Source organism: Ferdinandcohnia sp. Marseille-Q9671 (genome assembly GCF_976954385.1).
In genome coordinates this window covers 1,123,392-1,144,845 of record NZ_CDRJTA010000004.1, presented here as the reverse complement: position 1 = coordinate 1,144,845, position 21,454 = coordinate 1,123,392, and the positions used below count along the sequence as shown (strand labels likewise).

Below are 21,454 nucleotides of genomic sequence, written 5' to 3'. Positions count from 1 at the left end.
ATTTAGTGTATTCATTAATTCTTAAGATGAGCCCGTACAGCCTAAGTCGTTTCCAGATGCACTAGTGCAAGTTCATTGACATAGTCTACATCAGATTGTGTATGCTAGGAGGTTTATCATGTCCCATTCAAGAGAACAAAACAAAGAGAATCAACGTTATCCGATGTATCCTAATTACGGAAAAATCACAGAATACCAAGATGTCGCTCTAACAGTACCTGAACAACGTCAATTCAGACAGCCAGGTATTGAGAGCCTAATGGTACCAAGACCAATTATTGAAAATCCTGCTTATAAAGGTAGTGGAAAGTTAAAGGATAAGGTTGCACTTATAACCGGTGGTGATAGTGGAATTGGTGCAGCTGTTGCAATTGCCTTTGCAAAGGAAGGCGCAGATGTAGCCATTTCTTATTTAGACGAGCAAGAAGATGCAAGTCGCACGAAAGCAAGAATAGAAGAGTTAGGGAGGCGGTGCTTACTATTACCAGGTGATGTACGCCAAAAACAACAGTGTATTGATATTGTCGAACAAACCGTTCAAACATTTGGAAAGCTTGATATACTCGTCAATCATGTAGGTATTCAATTCCAACAGACTAATCTTTTGGACATCACAGATGAACAATTTGATGATACTTTCAAGGTCAATGTATACTCTCATTTTTATACAACAAGAGCCGCATTATCTCATTTGGAAGCAGGTAGCTCCATTATTAATACGGCGTCAGTTGTAGCTTTTTATGGGAATGAACAACTACTCGACTATTCAGCTTCAAAAGCTGCGAATGTTGGTTTTACTCGTGCACTTGCAAATAATCTTGTTACAAAGGGAATCCGCGTCAATGCTGTAGCACCTGGACGAATATGGACTCCGCTCATTCCTTCAAGCTTCTCCGCCGACCAAGTTCCGCTAGCTGGAAATCCAATGGATCGGCAAGGACAGCCTTTTGAGCTCGCCCCAACGTATGTATACCTGGCATCAGATGATTCCCGCTTTGTAACCGGTCAAACCATGCATGTAAATGGTGGTCAGATTACATCTTCATAAGTATGAGGGACACATTATTTACTAAAGAAAAAAGTGATTCGTGCTGAATCACTTTTTATTGTTTAGTTTTCCTTTTTTATCGATACATTTTGAGGACGTTTTGGATGTCCCACTTTTCCTTCTTCTTCGCTAGGACCTGTAATTGTATTTCTTTTGTCCAACGCCTTTCCTGAGAATTCAACTGGATTTTGATCTGCCATGGTTTTTCACCTCCATCTTTAGGATGGATAAAAACACAAATAACATGACAATTATTTTCTTTTAAAAGCATATAAAAAATACCCCAGATTACCTCTGGAGTACTAAGCAGGTTTATTTCATAGAATAGTAATTCTTACTGTTCTTCGCTGCTAACGATTCATGAAGAGTAGCTGTTAAACTATGTGCACCTTTTGCGTCTAGTCCAAGCTCCCAAATCATCATTCCACCAAAACCATTATTTAAAGCAAGTTCCGTTTTTTTCGTCATCATCGTTTTTCCGTTATAATAATACGTCGTCCCATTCATATTGACAGTATCACTCAATGCATTTTCGGGATTTTCATTTATTATAGCATCATATGATACTTGTTTACTATCTGGATTAACTGGCTGAGCGTAGGAAGGTACACCAAGTACTAGCTTTTCTTTTGAAAGCTTGTGATCATCGAACAAATTCGCCCAGTAGTTTACAATACTTTCGGTAAACGGATATGGTGATAGATTTTCCGCATGATATCCACCATCCCATTGACCATCGTATGCCATGATATTCACATAGTCGATATACTGAAACATGGGAGGCTCATATTTTACATATGCTAATTCAGTCAATGTTTGTCCATGTATTTTTGAGTGAACGGCAATGGAAAGTTCCTTGTTTTTAGAATGAAGCTTTTCACTTAACTCCTTCATAAAAACATGTAAATTCTTCGCATCCGCGTCCGTACGAGGGTGTTCAAAATCAATATCAATTCCATCAAGGTTCTCACGTTCCACTATCTGAATAAGTTCTTTCAAAAGCTTATTTTTACTTTCCTGATTCGCTAGCGCAGCAGAAAAATAGTCATATGATTCTCCACCATTCATATGGAACCAACCACCGACAGCAAGCATTACCTTTGTATCATGTTTTTTTGCATTCGCCACCATTGCTCGAAGATTCCCTAGAGCATGGTCTCCAGTAAACAAAACCTTTCCATCTTTTGTTGGATGTGCGAACGAAAAGATCACATGTGTCAGTTTTGAATAATCTATTTCATTTGGATTTCTAAAATCTTGCACGTATCCAAGTAATACGTTCGATTGTTTTTTTTCAAGTCCTGGCATTTCTTTTGGTACTGGCACTTTAGAAGAACGAGGTGTTATAGTTACATTCTTTCTTTCTTCAGACTCATTTTTTGTCAACTTTGCACCTGTTAAGAATCCACCAATAAATATAGTAATTAGTAAAATAATAAGGAAGACATACCGTTTTTTCATGTTGTTTCCTCCTGTTGTCTTTATCCTTAAAATTGTATCAGACAGTTGACGAATAAAGTTGTGGTAATATAAACCTTAATAGTAAATAATTTTTCATAACCTATATAAACTAAGAACATTACGTCATAATGCAAGGGGTTCACTATGGGAAATAACCTACAAGAATACTTTAACCAAGCTGTCGTCCGAGCAAAACAAATGGTGCTAGATGATATTCAGCATTACTTTGAACAAAACGAGACAATCCCTTCGTATGAACAATACATACGTGAAAGAGGACATTATATTGATCAAATCTGGCAAAATGCCTGGTTAAATACTGCTGGAAGTCATGCTTCTTTTGCAGAGAAAAGAAAATATTTAACACATAAAGGATTTGAAGTAGAAGGGGTAGCAAAAAAACTGCTAAACAAATTGTTTCGGACAGAAATTCGAAATGTCGACCCCTATGATTTAATGGGGTGGCTTGAAGACACATTTGCTAACCAACCGAAGAAGTGGGAACAAAAGTATACGAAGGCAAGGGAAGAATATAAGGCTCGAATGAAAAAGCAACAAGAGCGCCAAAAAAAGAGTAAATTTCTTGATAAATTTGATTTCTATTTGAATGAAATCCTAGGTGACCATTATGATGAACTCTATCTACGAATTCGGTATTTACTAGGAAGTCACCTCGCAATTGAGATTGAACAAAAAGGCATTGTCCTATCCTCAGAGGATGTATCATTTTCCTCATACTTGTATCAGGAAACGGAACTTGCACACAACCGATACTTTTTCGAAGAAGATATTGTGGAGCAATATGAAGACATTATCTTACATCAATTAATGGATTTTGGGCCGAATTGGTTAAAACAACACCTGCCAAAACATGTGTTCGATGATTATCAAGATGCATTTGGCGACCCTTTAGCATCTGCCTTTCTACAAGAGGTAGCATATGAATACTTTCTAGATTTACGTGCTGATTTATTCGAAGATATACTTGAAGAATATGTGTCAGACCTGATAAAGCTACTTGATATACCGTTTGATGTCGATACGCATCGTGAAATATTTGAAAAAGACATCACAGAAAGAGAACAGCGTGTTAAGAGAGAAAAAGAAGAATTAAAGAGGCAACGTGAAGAAGAGCTAAGAATGATTGAAGATATCTTCGGTCGAGAGTATAATCTGTTTCCGGGCCGAAACATTCAATATGTGGTTCACGTCGGTGAAACAAATACCGGAAAAACCTTTCAAGCCATTCAAAGAATGAAGGAAGCGAGCAGTGGTATCTACTTAGCTCCCTTACGGTTATTAGCACTGGAGATATATGAGACATTAAATGGGGATGGCGTTCCGTGTAGTTTAAAAACTGGAGAAGAAGAAAAAGTGGTAGAAGGGGCAAGTCATATGTCCTCTACAGTTGAAATGCTACGGGAAAAAGACTTTTATGAGGTTGTCGTTATTGACGAAGCGCAGATGATTGCGGATAAAGATCGTGGCTTCTCGTGGTACAAAGCCATCACAAAAGCAAACGCAAAAGAGGTACATATAATCTGTAGCTTCCATGCAAAATGGATGATTCTACAACTACTTGGGGAGTCAAATGTAGAAGTTTATGAATATGTGAGAGATGTTCCATTAGAAGTAGAATCCCAACATTTTCGGTTGAACCAAACACGAAAAGGGGATGCACTCGTCTGTTTTTCAAGGCGCAGAGTACTTGAAACAGCATCTGAACTTCAACGAAATGGTCGTCGTGTTAGCATGATTTATGGTAGTATGCCTCCAGAAACAAGACAAAAGCAAATTCAGCGATTCAACAAGGGGGAATCAACCGTTATCGTTGCAACTGATGCCATTGGGATGGGACTAAACCTCCCCATCAGAAGGATTGTATTTCTGGAAAATGATAAATTTGATGGTACCAGAAGGAGATTGCTTACCTCCCAGGAGGTGAAGCAAATAGCGGGAAGGGCCGGCAGACGAGGTATCTATGATATAGGGAAAGTTGCATTTACAAGTGATATCAAAACAATGACGCGGCTACTTGAACAAGAAGATGACCCGCTCCAAGGGTTTGCGATTGCACCAACCATCGCTATCTTAGAGCGGTTTCAAAAATACTCACGTAAAATGAGCATGTTTTTCTACCTATGGGATCAATTTAAAAGCCCAGAGGGGACAAAAAAGGCAAGTCTTAATGAAGAACGGCTACTCTATGAAATGATTGAAGACACCATTATTGAAGCAAAGCTCTCGTTACCCGACCTATATGGATTTTTACATTTACCTTTTTCCACAAATGAACCAATATTACGCGCACAATGGAAGAAAAATCTTGAAGCGATTGTTGATGGACTCGAGCTCCCAGACCCTATCCTTAAAGAATCGGGTCTAGAGGAACTAGAATTATCGTACAAAGCTGTAGGACTACATTTATTATTTTTGTATAAACTCGGAAAACAAACAGAGGCCCAATACTGGGAAAGAGTAAGAGATGAAATTAGCGATAAAATACATGAACAATTGAAAACTGGGATACAACCTGCCAAACGTGTGTGCAAACGGTGTGGCAAAAATCTACCGATCGGTTTTTCGTTTAATATTTGTAATGAATGTTATTTTGAGCGACCAAGAAGAGGGCATCACGGATAATTCTTTTAAAAAAGTAGCTTAGCGGCTGCTTTTTTATTATGTAGAAATTATCCAAATAAAGCTTTGATTCCCTGGTATGCAAAATAAAGGCCGAAGCCTACAAGGGATAAACCTGACAAAATGGAAATCCATATTAATACGATGCTATTAAGATATTTCCGAAAGACTGTTGTAAGGGCGGCTACGAAAATGTCCCAAATGGTTAAACCTAGAAATATCATCGAACTATAAAGCAGTAAATCTCCTGTCCCATTTTCCTGAGCTGTTTTCGCCAAAACGGAACCATAAATGCCGAGCCAAAATAGGATTGATAAGGGACTTGTAATTGACATGACAAAACCTGTTAGAAAACACTTTAAGAGGGAATCCTTTTCTCGTTTGTACTCTAACTCAAGGGAATTAGCTCCTAACATACTTTCAATACCAGAATAAAGGAGAATAAAGCCACCGAATAACCACAAAAACACCTGAACAGGGGGAATTTCAAGAAAGTGAACCAACCCTAAATATACAACAAGCATAAAAATCGCGTCTGCAATCATTGAACCAAAACCAACTACCCAAGCATGCCAAAATCCATTCTTAATTCCCTTATCAAGTCGTACGGAATTAACAGGACCTATAGGTGCCGCTAACGTTAACCCTAAAAGAATATAACCTAGTAAAATACTAACATTCAAAAGCCCTCACTCCATTTATAAAATGCGCCTTACCGTATTTCTGCCCGATTTTTCAGCCCCACAAGAGATGGGTCACAAAGATGTCGCAACAGGTTGTGGCGCACTTAGTCTTTGACCTTATGCTCGAAGATCCCCTTAAAAAATCGAGGCATCTACCGGAGGCTTATCTTATTCAGCCAGAATTTGATTCTCTACTAAATTGATGTTCGTGCATTCACTTTTGCTGAAAAAAGGTAAAAAATACAACTTGTACATTTTATGAGAAACCCTAGAATGTATTACTGTTTGTCCAATAAAAATGTATTTATCTATGGTAAAATTAGGGTTATGTAAGTAGTAGGTTATAAAAGTATAGGGGGTTAAGTATGAAAATGTTTCGATTTGACCAAGAAATAGGGAAACCCATTCATCAGTTTGGTTCTACTTTTACAATGTCCCGAATTGGACTGTTTGATAGTACGCTTCATATTGGCTGTATGCACCTAGATAACAATGGACTTATTGGAAGACATGAGGCAGTTACAGATCAATTATTTCTTGTTATTGAAGGAAGTGGTTGGGTTTCAGGTGATTCTGGAGAGGTGATTGAAATTAAAGCAGGACAGGCTGCTTTTTGGACCAAAGGAGAAAGTCATGAGGCAGGAACCTATTCAACAACTATGAAAGCCATTGTGATTGAAGGCGATAATTTACAGCCTGAAAAGTTTATGGGCAGCTAAATGCTTTGTATAAGTTGCGTTATCTGATATAACTAATTAAAAACTTAGAGAAATGAATAGGTGGATTTGCATGGCTAAATCATTAGTAGAAAAAATAAACTTACAAAAGTATGGTAAAAAAGCGGTATTACATATACCTGAAGGAACTGATTATCTGTCCGATTTAACTGATTACGATACTACTTTACGAGGTGGCATTTCGTATGACCTGATTTTTGCATTTGTGATGGATCTGGATACATTAAAACACCTTATGAATACAGTGATTGAGAATAACTCCCTCAACAAGAAGGGCTATATTTACGTTGCATATCCGAAAAAGGGGAATAAGGTCTATCCAACGTTCATTCATCGTGATGATCTATTAAGCGGGTTAGGTGCGGGTGAAGATTATTATATCGGTAACAGTACAATCAAATTTTCAAGAATGGTTGGATTGGACGATGTCTTTACCGTTGTCGGATTTAAAGAAGAGGCAAGGAAAAATACAAAGTCTCCAAAAGCAAGTCAATGTGTCGATGACTATATTGATTTAATCCCATCTATTGAGGATGATTTGAAGGATACTCCTGACCTTTTATCATTCTACCAATCGCTCACACCTGGATATCGTAAGGATTGGGCACGTTATGTCTATAGTGCTAAACAAGATGCTACAAAGCAAAAACGTCGTGATGAAATGAAAATGATCTTATCAGAAGGCTATAAGACCCGTGATTTATACCGTATGGGTAAAAAATAAATACTATTTGACGGGGGCACTTAAAAAGTCACTTTCTAAAATTGGTGTTGATTTCCGCTGCATGTACTCGCTTTCCGCGGGCGGTCCGGGAGCCTCCTCGTGAGCTGCGCTCCTGCGGGGTATCCCCTGGCCACGCTTTTCCCGCAAGAGTCTCGTACCTTCCGCTTCAATCAACATCGTTAAAGAGGTATTATTTTCTCTGAATTTGAGAAAATAATACCTTTTTTCATTGTATAATTGTTGGTCAATTCTTGTGGGTGGCTTCTATGACTCAAAAACAACAATCAATGATTTTTAGTCCGTTTATGCAAATCTATGATATTGTCGTTCCAAAGGATAATATGCTACTACGGAAAAGTAATGAACTTAGTTGAATATAAAAATCGCAAGTTTTTCAGCAGCCTCCTATTTGACCGACTATTCTACTGGTCGGTCAAATTTTTTATTAAAAATAAATAATTTTAGAAAGTTTGTAAAAAAATGAAACTATTTGTTAAAATTTGCCGTTATAATAGGTAAGGATATATTTTGGGTTTTTGAGTCTCTTTATTTTGCCAACTAGAAGAAAGAACAACCTGTAATAGATAGAGAGATTCCCAATTGCCCTATCCTGATGAAAATATAGGGGGATGTATGGTGAAGAAAAAGAAAATTATCATTTGGGTTTTATCGGTTGTCGGGATTTTGGCAATCGCAGGTGGTGCTGCAGCTTTTTTACTGAAGGATAAGACTGTTGCATCAGTAGGGAATGAAATGGAAGAAATTAGTGTAACTGTACAAAAAGCAAAAGAACAAGAATTAATTGAAACAATCTTAGTGACAGGTGAAATTGTTCCAGAAGGTGAACAAAAGGTATTTTTAAATCCAGAGCAAGGAGAGATAAGTGAATACAAGGTAGAGGAGAATCAAACGGTTAAGGCAGGAGATCCTTTATTTGTCTATGATTCTTCAAAGCTAGATACTGAGATTACTAGGGCAACAAGGGAAAGAGATTTAATACAGGTACGTGCCAAAACGGAACAAAATCAAATTGCTGCACTCGGGAAACGAATAGAAGAAGCAAAAAAGAACCTTGCCGCACAAAAGAGCAAACCAAAGGTTGAAACGAAAACAGATTCGGATGCAGATCCAGAAGCTGAAATGAAAACCGAAACAGAGCCAGCAGAAGAAATTCCAGTTGAAGATGTAAACCAGCTTACAAGTGAAAAAGTTCAGATGGAACTCCAATATGAGAATACGAAATCAGAAGTAGCTGCGGCGAATGAGCGAATTACTGAACTTACAAATCAAAAAAAAGAAATGACAGTTGTAAGTAAGATTAGCGGTATTATTGTTAAAATTAATAAAAATGTTGCAGCAACTGAAACGGGAGCAACTGAACCAGTTATACATATCATTTCAAACCAACCGTATAAGGTTATTGGTACGATGAGTGAGTTTGATGCTGTCAAGATACAACAAGGACAAGAGGTTATCGTCCGTCCAAAGGTATTTAAGGATCGAGAATGGAAGGGTGTTGTAGAATCTGTTTCCCATTTCCCTAATGATGATGGTAGTGGCGGTGGAGAATTTGCTGGAATGGGTGGTGCCAATGTCACGATGTATCCATTCAAGGTTGGAATTACCGATGATACGTCCGAGCTTCGTCATGGCTTCCACGTATCATTAGAAGTTAGAATTCCTGGAGCAGAGATTCTCCCAGTTATCCCTCATACAGCTATCATGGATGAAGGTGGCGTCGCGGTTGTTTACGTGTTAGCAGACGGATTACTTCAAAGACGTGAGGTCCAAACTGGTTCTATGAATGACGAATTTATTCAAGTTACAGAAGGTGTAACCAAGGATGAACTAATTGTACTAACACCTTATGAAGGATTGTATGACGGAATGGAAGTGACCTCCTTTGATGAAGTTGAGTAATATTACAAAGGTGTACGGAAACGGAGCATTAGAGGTTCCGGTCTTACATGGAATCAATTTGACGATAGAAGACGGTGAATTCGTTGCTATTATGGGGCCATCTGGATCTGGTAAATCAACTTTGATGAATATCATTGGATTTTTAGATTCCCCATCTTCAGGAACATTCGAATTGAATGATGAGTCAATAGGGTTAGTCAAGGACAAAAAGTTAGCAAAGCTACGAAACGAACATGTTGGTTTTGTTTTTCAGCAGTTCTTTCTTCTGCCTCGTCACAATGCACTAAAGAATGTAGAGTCTCCTCTAATTTATGCAGGGATCTCTAAACGGGAAAGAACAGAACGGGCAAAGGAAATGTTACAAAAAGTAGGTCTTGGCGACCGAATGAAGCATTTACCTAACCAACTATCCGGGGGGCAAAAACAAAGGGTTGCAATTGCAAGAGCGCTAGTTAATAACCCTTCAATTGTGTTGGCGGACGAACCAACCGGTGCCCTTGATTCGAAAACAAGTGAACAAATAATGGACCTTATGGTTCAATTGAACAAAGAAGGAAGAACAGTGATTATCGTCACTCATGAAGAAGAAGTTGCCGCATATGCAAATAGGGTTATCACGATAAAGGATGGTTTGATAACGGATGATAAGAGGAGAAATCTATGAGTCTATGGGAAAGTTTTAAAGTAGCATTATCCTCTATTTGGAATCATAAGGTTCGGTCCATATTAACCATGTTAGGTATCATTATTGGTGTTGCAGCAGTTATTATCATTGTTGCAATTGGACAAGGTGCTAAAACAAAAATGACTGAGGAGCTTTTTAGCCTAGAGGAAAATGCAGTTGATATTTGGTATCAACCAATGCCTCCAGAAGGTGAAGAAGAATCAGAGATGTATTGGATGGAACCTGAACTGACAACAGAAGACGTTGAAACTCTATCAGCGGTACCTGGTGTAAAATCAGTCATTGCTACAAACCAAGGCTGGGGTCCAATGATCTATGATGATCAACAAGGTGAAATGCAAATAACGGGAGTAGGGCCTGAATTCTTTTCAGCCCGGGACATTCAGATAGTCGAAGGCCGTCCCATTAATGCAAGAGATAATGATGGCAAGAATCGAGTTGTGATGATTGACACGGTAGCAAGGGAAAAATTCTTCAAAGATAAGGAAGACATTATTGGTGAAATCGTTGATTTAAACGGAAACCCCTACAAACTAGTTGGAGTTTATGAATCTCCTATTCCAGAACAATATCGATATAGTGAAAATGGTGAAATGCTCATGCCTAGGGGAGTTATCTCGATGATGTTTGGAAATAGAGAGATTGAACGATTAGCTATCATCGCGGATGACCCTGAACGTATTTCTGAAATAGGAAGAGAAGCTGCTGAAACTCTAACGGTTTCGAAAAAGATTGAAAACGGGATGTACACGGTAAATGACTTCTCAGATTATGAGGAAGAAGTCGATACTGTCATTACAATCATGACTTTAGTAATTGGGAGTATCGCTGGCATTTCCTTATTAGTCGGAGGTATTGGCGTTATGAACATTATGCTAGTTTCTGTAACTGAAAGAACAAGAGAAATCGGATTACGGAAAGCACTAGGAGCCACAAGAGGTCGTATCCTACTACAATTTCTTATTGAATCCATGACACTCACCTCATTAGGAGGGTTAATTGGTATCGGTTTAGCATCATTAGGAACATATATCGTAACACAATTTGCACCAATATCCGCTAGCGTGAGCCCAATCATCGTGCTTATTGGGGTTGGATTCTCAGCGTTTATTGGAATTATTTTTGGAATCCTGCCAGCAAATAAGGCGTCAAAACTGAGCCCGATTGATGCACTGAGATATGAGTAGAAATCTTATAAGGCTGGTATAGTAGTAATTGCAAGGAGGTGCCAACCTCCTTTTTTTATTTGTAGAAGGAAGTATTGCATTTCTGTCGAAAGTTTATAGTAGAAAAATTCAATTTTTTATAGGGATGTGAACATATTGATACATGAAAGAATAGAGCTAACTCACAATAACGAAAAAGCGGATTTATATACATATCTCCTTGATAATTCGCCAAGTATTGATCCTGACCGAAAAAGACCAATGGTACTTATCTGCCCTGGCGGGGGTTACGTTCATACTTCAGATCGAGAGGCTGAGCCTGTTGCCATTCAAATGCTTAGTCAGGGATTTCATGCAAGTATACTAAGATATAGTGTGGAGCCCGCTATCTTTCCAACGTCACTTTGTCAATTAGCAAGTGCGATTGGATTGATTCGAAAAAATGCGGATGAATGGAATGTTGATTCCAATCGAATCATTGTAATGGGATTTTCAGCAGGAGGACATTTAACTGCAAGTCTAGGGGTTTTCTGGAACAAAGAATTTTTAGCCGAGCAGCTAAACTTTACAAATGAGCAAATAAAACCAAATGGATTAATTTTAAGTTACCCAGTTATTTCATCTGGTGAGCATGCACACGAAGGAAGTTTCAAGGCCCTTCTAGGTGACCAGCATGAAGATGCAGCACAATTAGAATTCCTTTCGCTTGAAAAACAAGTTACGAGCGAAACACCTCCAACATTTTTGTGGCACACTGTGACTGACGCTTCAGTACCAGTTGAAAACAGTATGCTGTTTGCACAATCACTTTTAAAAGATAAAGTGCCTCTTGAAATGCATATATATCCTGAAGGGGTTCATGGATTGTCCCTTGGAACCGAAGAGACACAATCTGCGGGGAAAGATACACATATTCAGCCCGAAGTAGTCAATTGGATTGAAATGGCTGGTAGATGGGTGAAGGGACTTAAATAATAGAGTTACCTTATACTGAATCTTATTTTATGACATACAGTAGCTATCATTTGGTAGTTACTGTTTTTATTTTTCCTAGAAATACCACGGCAAACAAGAGTACCTATTACTTTGACAAAAATTTCTACAAAATAGTTAGTGACATAATAAAATTACCGAAAAGTATTTTAGTAATACCGTAATTATAGGTATAATTAACTAATAAAAATACAGATACGTTTTTTCTTAAGTAGTAACGAAAGGTTGACTAAACAACGATGCGTTTAATTAATATTGAAAGATGCTATTCCGGGCTAATATTAGGCCAATCAATTTATAATGAGAAGGGTACCGTTTTATTAGCAAAAGGGACCGAACTAACAGAGATCTACATAAAAAAACTACTAAAATATAATGTAAACACGATATATATTGATGATGGTGTATCAGAGGGTATTGAAATTATTGAAACGTTTCCTGAAGCATTACGGATGGAAGCTATAACTAAAATCACAGAGGGACTTCAAACTATTGCAGATATACAGACAAGCAAACCCACGCTTCAAAACATGATGAATTCTAGTAAAGCGATAAGAGGTTTTCAAAGGGTATTTCAAGACATTTTACAAACGTTAACAGAGAATAAAACGGCATTAAATCTGCTAGCATCTACTAAGGTTTATGATAATTATTTGTATTCACATAGTGTGAACGTAGCCATCTACTCATGCCAATTAGCCCTTTCTAATGGACTACCTCTAAAAAAAGTAGAGGAGATTGGACTTGGCGCTATCTTACATGATGTGGGAAAACTATCAGTTCCTCTCGAAGTTTTAAATAAACCTGGAAAACTAACTTATGAAGAATACGAAAAGGTTAAATTACACTCATCGATTGGCTTTGATTTTTTACGGAAGATTCATGAAATACCGGTAGTCATATCTCACTGCGCGTTACAACACCATGAAAGAATAGATGGGAAAGGCTATCCAAGGGGTTTAAAAGGAGACGAGATTCATCCTTACTCAAAAATTATTAGCGTCGCAGATGTTTTTGATGCCGTCACTAGCCAACGTACCTATCGAACAGCCCTCCTTCCTCATATGGCAATGGAGCTGTTATATAGTGGAAGTGGTACACAATTTGAAACTGAACAAGTACGGCTTTTTAAAGACGGAATAGCTATCTATCCAGTAGGAATTACCGTTACATTAAATGATGGCAGGACAGGGATTGTTTCAAACTACAATTTCAATGCCGTTGGACGACCTGAAATCCGTATTATAAAGGATGAAGAAAACCAAGAAATAGAACCATATGAAATTGATTTAGCTGCGTACGAGAATTTGAGTAAAGAGATTGTTGAGGCGGATGCACTGTTGTAACAGAACAATGCATCCGTTTTATTACGTTTTTTAAGGGGCTACCAGAAAGCTTTTTTTCTGACAGCTCCTATTTTTGCATATTTTTTATTTGTTAAAACACTATTCCACTTCTTTATCCTATCAACCATATGTATATGCTTGTTGATATGAAGGGAAAATAAGTCTTTCTATAAACGAAACCTAACCGCTATATAAATCGTATAAACATAGTAACAGCACTTATATGAAAATAATAACTTTATAAATTCTAAAATTTTAACAGATTTAATTCAAGTAGGAGGTTCATAAATGGGAATTGTAAAAGCAGCGGTTAGCGCTGTAAAAGGAAATCTAGCAGATCAATGGCTTGAGGTCATCGAACCACAGGATATGAGTGATACGACAGTGATGTCTGTAGGTGTTCAAGTTAGATCCAAAGATCGACGCAATCAAAATTTTAAAGGAACAAACACCACTATTTCAAACGGTTCAATTATTCATGTATATCCGAATCAATTTATGATACTCGTTGATGGTGGCAAAATTATTGATTACACGGCAGAAGAAGGCTATTACCAAGTTGTAAACTCTTCTCAACCTTCCTTATTTAATGGGCATTTTGAAGAAGCATTATATGAAACATTTAATCGCTTCAAATTTGGAGGCGTTCCGTCAACATCTCAAAAAGTGTTTTATATCAATCTGCAGGAAATCAAGGGTATTAAATTCGGTACACGTAACCCAATAAATTACTTTGATATCTATTATAATGCTGAGTTATTTTTACGAACTCACGGTACATATTCAGTGAAGATTGTAGACCCAATCAAATTTTTCATGGAAGCAATTCCACGAAATAAGAATAATGTCGATATGAATGATATTAATGAGCAATATTTATCTGAATTTATGAACGCCTTACAAACGGCAATAAATCAAATGTCTAGTGACGGAATTCGAATTTCACATGTTTCTTCTAGAGGAATGGAACTTGCAAGGTACATGGCAAATGTCCTTGATGAAGAGTGGAAAAGAATGCGTGGAATGCAGGTTGAATCCGTCGGGATTAACAGTATCAGCTATGACAGTGAATCCCAAAAGCTTATAAATATGAGAAACCAAGGTGCCATGCTTCAAGACCCATCCGTTCGTGAAGGTTATGTGCAAGGTGCCATTGCAAGGGGTTTAGAGGCCGCTGGTTCCAATGAAGCGGGATCTATGCAAGGTTTTTTAGGTATGGGTATGGGTATGCAAGGCTCAAGTGGATTTATGGGCACTGCTTCTGAAACCAATCGTCAGCAAATGAAACAACAAACAGAACAACAGCAAAACCAAAAAGGTGAAGATCCAAACCAATGGAAATGCTCATGTGGACAAACAAATACAGGGAAGTTTTGTTCAGAATGCGGATCGCCAAAACAAGAAGCGAAAAAAGAAACCTGGACATGTGAATGTGGACAAGAAAATAGCGGCAAATTCTGTTCGAACTGTGGTACTAAAAAACCGGAAGAACTTACATGTAGTAATTGCGGGTATAAACCTTCGAATCAGAATGCGAAATTCTGTCCAGAATGCGGAAATCGACTTGAGAAATAGTCTTAGATAAGCACCATATACCAAAGAATAAGAGGTGATACTGGTTGGGGCTTGTAGTATATAAATGTATAAATTGCGGGGGACCATTAGCATTTAAAGCGGACACCCAGAATTGGACATGTGATTACTGTTTGAGTGAATTCACCGAAGCAGAAGTGAAAAACTTTGTAGATAACGAAAAGGTAGCAGAAGAAGCCGAAGTAAGTGAAGAGGCTCTTCATCATGAGAAAGAATTAGACCAGGAGTTCAATGAGAAAGCGACAGGCTATACCTGTAACAGTTGTGGAGCTGAAATTGTAACTGATGATACGACAGCCGCAACATTTTGTTATTATTGTCACAATCCAACAATTATTCCTAGACAATTAGAGGGAGAATTTCGACCTGAGAAAGTGATTCCATTTAAGATAGACCGAAAGAAGGCTGAGGAATTATTCATCAAATGGTGTAAAGGGAAGCCTCTACTGCCAAAGTTTTTCACTTCAAATTCACAGTTGGAAAAACTCTCAGGAATCTATGTTCCTTTTTGGTTGTTTGATAGTAACACGTCTGGGAAAGTTGAAGGTGAAGCGAGAAGAGTTCGAACCTATACTAGAGGAGATACAAGGTATACAGAAACTAAATACTATAAAGTCATGCGGGAAGGAAAAGCAAAATTCCGAGATGTACCTGCTGACGGTTCAAAAAAGATGGATGATAAGCTAATGACCATTCTTGAACCATATGATTATAAGGATTTAACAGACTTCTCAATGTCCTATTTATCAGGTTTTTTTGCTGAAAAATATGATATGAACCAGAACGATGTATATGGCAGAATCTCAAACCTTCTTCGAGATAACATAGGAACCTTACTCGAGGGAACCATTCATGGCTATAGTGTTGTTTCAATACAGAATACAAATGTAAAACTATCAAATGTGAAAGCGAAATATGTTTTATTACCAGTTTGGATGTTTACGTATCAATTTAAAGGGAAGACCTATATTTTTGCGATGAATGGTCAAACTGGAAAAATTGCAGGTGACTTGCCTATTAGCATTGGAAGGGCCAGTAAATGGTTCGGTATGATTTCAGCTAGTATTTTTGCAATTCTTTCAGTGGGAGGGTTATTTATATGGTGAAGAAAATCCTTGCCTTTATCCCATTTTCCCTTCTGATCTTATTCATTTCTGCGAATGCTATTTTTGCCAATACTGAAGCTATATTTGACCAGGCAGATTTATTTACAGAACAAGAAAAAATAGAGCTTCAAGAGCAAGCAACTAGCTTAAGTGAACAATTCCAAATGGATATTCGTATTGTCACAACATTTGACAGCGAAGGAAAATCAGCTAGACAATATGCAAGTGATTTTTATGATAGTCACGGATTTGGTTATGCTGGGACACAGGACGGGGTACTGTATCTAATCGACATGGATAACCGTGAAGTGTATATCTTCACAAGAGACCGAATCGTTGATTACTTCCCAGACGTAACAGTGGAGGAAATACTTGATCATGTTTATCCATTTTTAACGGAAGAAGCATTTGGTGAAAGTGCAAAAGCCTTCTTGTCTTATCTAGAAACAACAATGAATGCAGGTATTCCAGAAGGATCAACTTCATCTGGTGGATATGCACAGTCAGATAATTACACATCTTATACAGAGGCCACAAGCGATGGGGAGCTGCTAAAAGAACTCTTACTTTATCTCGCAATTGGGATTGCAGCTGGAGTTATTTCGGTTGGTGTGATGGCGATGTATAACAGGGGGCGTGCCACTACCACTGCCAATACCTATCTGGAATCGAACTCCTTTACTGTTACAAACAAAATGGATCGTCATTACAATACAAGAGTAACTCAGCAAAAAATTCAAAGAAATAACAATAACGGTGGAGGGTCTTCTTTTTCCGGCGGCGGTAGGTCAGGCGGTGGGGGAAGAGGATTCTAAAATTAATAAGAAAGGAGGTCTTTCTTACTTGCATTATGATGTAATTGTAATTGGAGCAGGGTCTATGGGAATGGCGGCAGGATATTTTTTATCAAAAAGCAGGAAAAGAACTTTATTAATAGATTCTTTTAACCCTCCCCATAATAAAGGAAGTCATCACGGTGACACGAGAATCATTCGGCATGCGTATGGTGAAGGGGAGCAATATGTTCCATTAGCGCTCAAGGCCCAAGAATTATGGAATGACTTAGAAAATGTGACAGGGAAGCAATTATTTCTTCCAACCGGGGTATTAAACGTTGGTGAGGAAAAAGCGAGTTTTATCAGAACATTATCTCAAGTTCAAGAACCTATTCATTGCCACTTGAGGTATTGGATTCAAGTGAAGTGAATAGTCGTTGGCCAGGCATGAATTTGCCGGACGAATACATTGGGTGCTTTGAACCAACATCAGGAGTCCTGAAATGCGAGGATTGTATAGAAGCTTATCGAGAACTCGCAGAGAAACACGGAGCTACCATCTTAACCAATAATAAAGTAAAAGAAATATCCGTTCATGATAATAAAGTTACCATAAAAACCGAAAATCAAACTATTAATGCCGATGCATTGGTGGTTGCGGCAGGCGCATGGTCAGAAAGACTTCTTTCTATGTTAGATTTAAATCTTCCTCTACGTCCTGTCAGAAAAACTTTTGCATGGTTTCATGTTGATGAAAACTTATATAATTCTAAAGATTTTCCTGCCTTTTCTTTTGAAACATCTCATGGCCAGTATTATGGATTTCCAAGCATCAATGGTTCTGGATTAAAAGTTGGCCGACACGATGGAGGAGAAACAATCAATCCAGATGAGTCTATCCTAGCATTTGGAGAACTAGAGGAAGACGAAGTAGATGTAAGTCAATTTTTACATCAATATATGCCTTCAGCACAACAATTGAAGTATGGGAAAACCTGTATGTATACACTTACTCCAGATGAAGATTTCATTATTGATCTACATCCTAGCTATTCAAACGTTGCTATTGCTTCAGGCTTCTCAGGACATGGCTTTAAATTTAGCAGTGTAATTGGACAAATTTTAAGTGAATTACTTATTTCAGGGAAGACAGAACAGAACATCTCTCCATTCTCAATCAAGCGATTCTCATAAAATCTCTAGCAAACCTTTTGCATTTATTCAATAATAAAATTATCAAAGCAGACAATTTTGTATATTGCCTGCTTTTTTTCATTACTGCCTTAATAGCTACTAGATAATATAGGACAAATTGTTGACTATTCGAGGAAATATGGTAATCATTTCATCAAATGGTAATCTTTATATCACATTTATATACCAAAACTAGGAAAATAGGACCAGAGAAGTCTGAAAATTCAATAAAATGATTGTATACGTAACAAATGAAGGCTCGTAAGATTGTATTCATGTTCCCGTTTTCAAAACAAACGGTTAGGAACAGCACTTTTGAAAACCCTTACTTTTGTTCTTTTTTACAAAAGTAAAAGGGTTATTTACGTTTGAAAGGAGGTTATACATATTTGCTTTTGTATTAAAATTCAATAGGAAAGGTGGCATTTATTATTGAAAAGGTTTAGAGCATGTAGCACAATCTTGTTAGCAATTGTTTTAACATTGAGTACTTTTAGTGGGGCTGCCAGTGCAAATAAGCAACCCTCAGTTACTGGTCCTGAAGTACCTGTAAACCTACAAATTCCAAATCTTGCTTTCGATGAGGACAGTATTACCCTTGTATGGGAAAAACCAGAGAATTACAGTGATATCGTTGATTTCAATGTGTACATGAATGGTAAGAAAATTGGAAGCGCTTTAAAAGATAATAGCGGTCCAGCAAAAGACTATATTGATAATTTCTATGAAAATATAGACAAAGATAACTTCCATACAAAGATTCTTATTCATAATTTTATGGTTAGTGATCTTAAACCTAATAAATCGTATGAATTCTATGTAACGTCGGTCACTGCAGATGGTGTTGAATCATTACCTTCCAACAAAATTACGGGAAAAACAACTAAAGTTCCCGAAGTCTTCAACATTACAGATTTTGGGGCGACACCAGACGATGAAACAAAGGATACCGTGGCCATTCAAGCAGCAATCGATGCTGCCACACCAGGTTCAAAAATAGTCATTCCAACTGGAAAATTTATATCTGGAGAGCTATGGCTTAAATCAGAAATAACCTTACAAGTGGATGGATATCTACTCGGCTCGCCGGATGCAGAAGACTATAGTATGAACTTTTGGCTATATGACTACTCTACGGATGAGCGTTCTTATTCACTCATTAATGCTCATACCTACGATTATGGAAGTTTAAAGAATATCCGTATAGTAGGAAATGGAATCATTGATGGAAACGGATGGAAATATGATAAAGCTCATCCAACTACTGACGAGCTAGGAAACGAGTTACCTCGATATGTGGCAGGTAATAACTCTAGAGTTACCGGAAATGTGAAGGTTGAAAATGGGAAAATGAGTCCTTTAGATCTCGGATCCGATAATACTTACGGAATATTAGCAGCGACCCAATCCTATGCTGCACAAGAAGCCGGCATGGATATGAAATCTGCTTATGCCACACGTTCAAATTTAATTACAGTACGTGGGGTCGATGGAATGTATTATGAAGGAATTACCCAACTCAACCCTGCCAATCATGGAATCGTTAACCTTCATAGTAAAAATATTGTTGTGAATGGTACGATTTCAAAAACATACGATGGAAATAATGCAGACGGATATGAGTTTGGAGATTCACAAAACATTATGGTTTTCAATAACTTTGTTGATACTGGCGATGATGCGATTAACTTTGCATCAGGTATGGGTCAGGCAGCAGCAGGAAAAGAACCAACAGGAAATGCCTGGATTTTTAATAATTATATTCGTGAAGGTCATGGTGGCGTTGTAACAGGTAGTCATACCGGAGGATGGATCCAGGACTTTCTAGTAGAAGACAATATCATGTACAAGACGGACGTTGGTTTGCGTAGTAAAACAAACACACCAATGGGTGGAGGAGCAAAGAATATTATTTTCAGAAATAATGCATTGGAAGGGATTGATGGTGATGGCCCATTCGTCTTCACTTCATCTTATACAGATGCGAATGCGTCCATCCTCTATGAACCGTCACAGAAAATTTCTCAATTTAGAGATATGGAGATTGTCGATACAACTGTCCGCAACCAAGGGGGCAGTAAGAAACAATCAATTCTTGTAAACGGTAACAATGATGAAGGAGAGGTCTATCACGAAAATATCACCTTCAAAAATGTGAAGTTCGATAATGTCTATTCTGTAAATATGAATTACGCAAAAGATTTCAAGTTTATTAATGTATCATTTACTAACGTAAAAGATAATGGTGGGAACCCGTGGAGAATAAAAAACTCTACTGGACTAGTTTTTGAAGATACTACAGCGGCTCCTGACGATGCTACTCAACAACCACAATGGAATCAAGACTCAGCTATTGAAGCCCAGTCTTCATCGGATGGAAAAAGTGTAACATTATCTTGGAACGAAGCAACAGATAATAAAGGAGTTACCGGTTATACCATCTATCAAAATGGAGAAAAAATTGGGGATGAGTATACAACAACGAATGGTACTAGTTTTACTGTAAAAGGCTTGACTCCAGCAAAAGAGTACACATTTAAAGTTGAAGCAGTTGATGCAATCGGAAATCGTACTACTAACGGCCCTGAAATTACACTTACAACTGATGGGGTAGTCGATCAAACGGCACCAACTCTACCAAATAATACCCAAATCAAGGAATCTACTACTAAGATACCTGCTAGTGATACTTTCAGTGGTAAAGAGGTAAATGTTGTTTATACAGGATTTACTTGGACATCAATTACGTGGGCAGCTGCAAGTGATGACACTGGAATCGCAGGTTACAATGTTTATACAAATGGAGAAAAGCATGGATTTGCAACATCCAACAAATATACTTTAACCAATCTTGAACCAGGTACAAAATATAATATTGAAGTAGAAGCTGTAGATCTTGCAGGGAATACAACACCTTATAATAGTTCACTAGAATTTGAAACAGCTATTCCATATGCGATTGGAGCTCCGTCTTTTGATGGTGGATTAGAAGCAACAATTGGAAAAGATGGTACTAGCGTTTCCCTTTCTTGGAATAAAGCAACAGCAAAAAATCAAGAGGTTATTGGATATCGGGTGTATGTGAATGGGCAACCAATTAAACCTGATGGTGCTACTTTTACACCAATAAACGGGGAAATGACAACACCTGAAACAAGTTATACAGTAACTGGCCTAAAACAAGGGAAAAAATATACGTTTAAAGTGGAAGCTGTTGGACATGGGATCAAATTTTCTAAAAGAGAAAGATTAGCCGATGTCATTCCAAATGGTTTAGTAAAAGTCTCAGGATATCGATGGAGTGGGTTTGGTCATAGTCTAAATGTCCACCTAATTCCTGGTAAAGCTGAAGGTAAGAGTAACTAATTCAGGTTTCTAATAT

At 37.8% G+C, this 21,454-nt stretch carries 18 protein-coding genes; 15 read left to right on the top strand and 3 right to left on the bottom strand.

The genetic code is table 11. From position 1 onward, the window contains the following. Positions 1-118 precede the first annotated feature (118 nt). Positions 119-1,048, top strand: a complete 930-nt coding sequence (locus ACWNMY_RS20865; protein WP_449540170.1) for an SDR family oxidoreductase — start codon at positions 119-121, stop codon at positions 1,046-1,048. Positions 1,049-1,110: 62 nt separating this feature from the next. Here the strand turns inward: ACWNMY_RS20865 and ACWNMY_RS20860 are convergent, their stop codons facing one another. Together ACWNMY_RS20860 and ACWNMY_RS20855 are read right to left on the bottom strand one after the other, a co-directional pair. Next, positions 1,111-1,248, bottom strand: a complete 138-nt coding sequence (locus ACWNMY_RS20860) for a hypothetical protein (protein WP_449540169.1) — start codon at positions 1,246-1,248, stop codon at positions 1,111-1,113. 112 nt (positions 1,249-1,360) lie between these two features. Beyond that, positions 1,361-2,509, bottom strand: coding sequence for a glycosyl hydrolase family 18 protein (locus tag ACWNMY_RS20855; protein ID WP_449540168.1), 1,149 nt, complete (start codon positions 2,507-2,509; stop codon positions 1,361-1,363). A 144-nt stretch (positions 2,510-2,653) separates the two neighbouring features. Between ACWNMY_RS20855 and ACWNMY_RS20850 the strand changes: the two genes are divergently transcribed. Next, positions 2,654-5,152, top strand: a complete 2,499-nt coding sequence (locus ACWNMY_RS20850; protein ID WP_449540167.1) for a DEAD/DEAH box helicase — start codon at positions 2,654-2,656, stop codon at positions 5,150-5,152. A gap of 47 nt (positions 5,153-5,199) precedes the next feature. Here ACWNMY_RS20850 and ACWNMY_RS20845 read toward each other — a convergent pair whose 3' ends face one another. Continuing rightward, positions 5,200-5,832, bottom strand: a complete 633-nt coding sequence (locus ACWNMY_RS20845; protein WP_449540166.1) for a LysE family transporter — start codon at positions 5,830-5,832, stop codon at positions 5,200-5,202. Between the two features lie 365 nt (positions 5,833-6,197). Here ACWNMY_RS20845 and ACWNMY_RS20840 point away from each other — a divergent pair, with 365 nt between their 5' ends. The 13 genes from ACWNMY_RS20840 (at position 6,198) to ACWNMY_RS20780 (ending at position 21,438) form a co-directional block, all read left to right on the top strand. Continuing rightward, positions 6,198-6,551 (top strand): cupin, encoded by a 354-nt coding sequence (locus ACWNMY_RS20840; protein WP_449540165.1) that lies wholly within the window; start codon positions 6,198-6,200, stop codon positions 6,549-6,551. A 70-nt stretch (positions 6,552-6,621) separates the two neighbouring features. Continuing rightward, a complete protein-coding gene (locus ACWNMY_RS20835; protein ID WP_449540164.1) occupies positions 6,622-7,293 on the top strand; it encodes a YdeI/OmpD-associated family protein in 672 nt (223 codons plus the stop codon). A gap of 636 nt (positions 7,294-7,929) precedes the next feature. Further along, positions 7,930-9,213: an efflux RND transporter periplasmic adaptor subunit gene (locus ACWNMY_RS20830; RefSeq protein WP_449540163.1), complete on the top strand. Its 1,284-nt coding sequence runs from the start codon at positions 7,930-7,932 to the stop codon at positions 9,211-9,213. Further along, on the top strand, positions 9,197-9,877 hold the full coding sequence (locus ACWNMY_RS20825) for an ABC transporter ATP-binding protein (protein WP_449540162.1): 681 nt from the start codon (positions 9,197-9,199) through the stop codon (positions 9,875-9,877). Before ACWNMY_RS20830 ends, ACWNMY_RS20825 begins: the two co-directional genes overlap by 17 nt. After that, on the top strand, positions 9,874-11,085 hold the full coding sequence (locus tag ACWNMY_RS20820; protein WP_449540161.1) for an ABC transporter permease: 1,212 nt from the start codon (positions 9,874-9,876) through the stop codon (positions 11,083-11,085). Before ACWNMY_RS20825 ends, ACWNMY_RS20820 begins: the two co-directional genes overlap by 4 nt. A 135-nt stretch (positions 11,086-11,220) precedes the next feature. Then, positions 11,221-12,039 (top strand): alpha/beta hydrolase, encoded by an 819-nt coding sequence (locus tag ACWNMY_RS20815; protein WP_449540160.1) that lies wholly within the window; start codon positions 11,221-11,223, stop codon positions 12,037-12,039. Between the two features lie 257 nt (positions 12,040-12,296). Then, positions 12,297-13,403, top strand: coding sequence for an HD-GYP domain-containing protein (locus tag ACWNMY_RS20810; RefSeq protein ID WP_449540159.1), 1,107 nt, complete (start codon positions 12,297-12,299; stop codon positions 13,401-13,403). 288 nt (positions 13,404-13,691) lie between these two features. Next, the gene (locus ACWNMY_RS20805) at positions 13,692-14,978 is read left to right on the top strand and encodes an SPFH domain-containing protein (protein WP_449540158.1); all 1,287 of its coding nucleotides are present in this window, start codon (positions 13,692-13,694) and stop codon (positions 14,976-14,978) included. 131 nt (positions 14,979-15,109) lie between these two features. Further along, on the top strand, positions 15,110-16,102 hold the full coding sequence (locus tag ACWNMY_RS20800; RefSeq protein ID WP_449540157.1) for a hypothetical protein: 993 nt from the start codon (positions 15,110-15,112) through the stop codon (positions 16,100-16,102). After that, positions 16,096-16,917, top strand: a complete 822-nt coding sequence (locus tag ACWNMY_RS20795) for a TPM domain-containing protein (protein WP_449540156.1) — start codon at positions 16,096-16,098, stop codon at positions 16,915-16,917. Before ACWNMY_RS20800 ends, ACWNMY_RS20795 begins: the two co-directional genes overlap by 7 nt. Before the next feature lie 28 nt (positions 16,918-16,945). Continuing rightward, positions 16,946-17,308 (top strand): FAD-dependent oxidoreductase, encoded by a 363-nt coding sequence (locus ACWNMY_RS20790; protein ID WP_449540155.1) that lies wholly within the window; start codon positions 16,946-16,948, stop codon positions 17,306-17,308. Further along, positions 17,275-18,072 carry an N-methyl-L-tryptophan oxidase gene (gene solA / locus ACWNMY_RS20785; RefSeq protein ID WP_449540154.1) on the top strand — a complete coding sequence of 266 codons (798 nt, stop codon included), beginning with the start codon at positions 17,275-17,277 and terminating at the stop codon, positions 18,070-18,072. The genes ACWNMY_RS20790 and solA overlap by 34 nt, the downstream gene beginning before the upstream one ends. Before the next feature lie 432 nt (positions 18,073-18,504). After that, positions 18,505-21,438: a fibronectin type III domain-containing protein gene (locus ACWNMY_RS20780; protein ID WP_449540153.1), complete on the top strand. Its 2,934-nt coding sequence runs from the start codon at positions 18,505-18,507 to the stop codon at positions 21,436-21,438. The last annotated feature ends 16 nt before the right edge of the window (positions 21,439-21,454 follow it).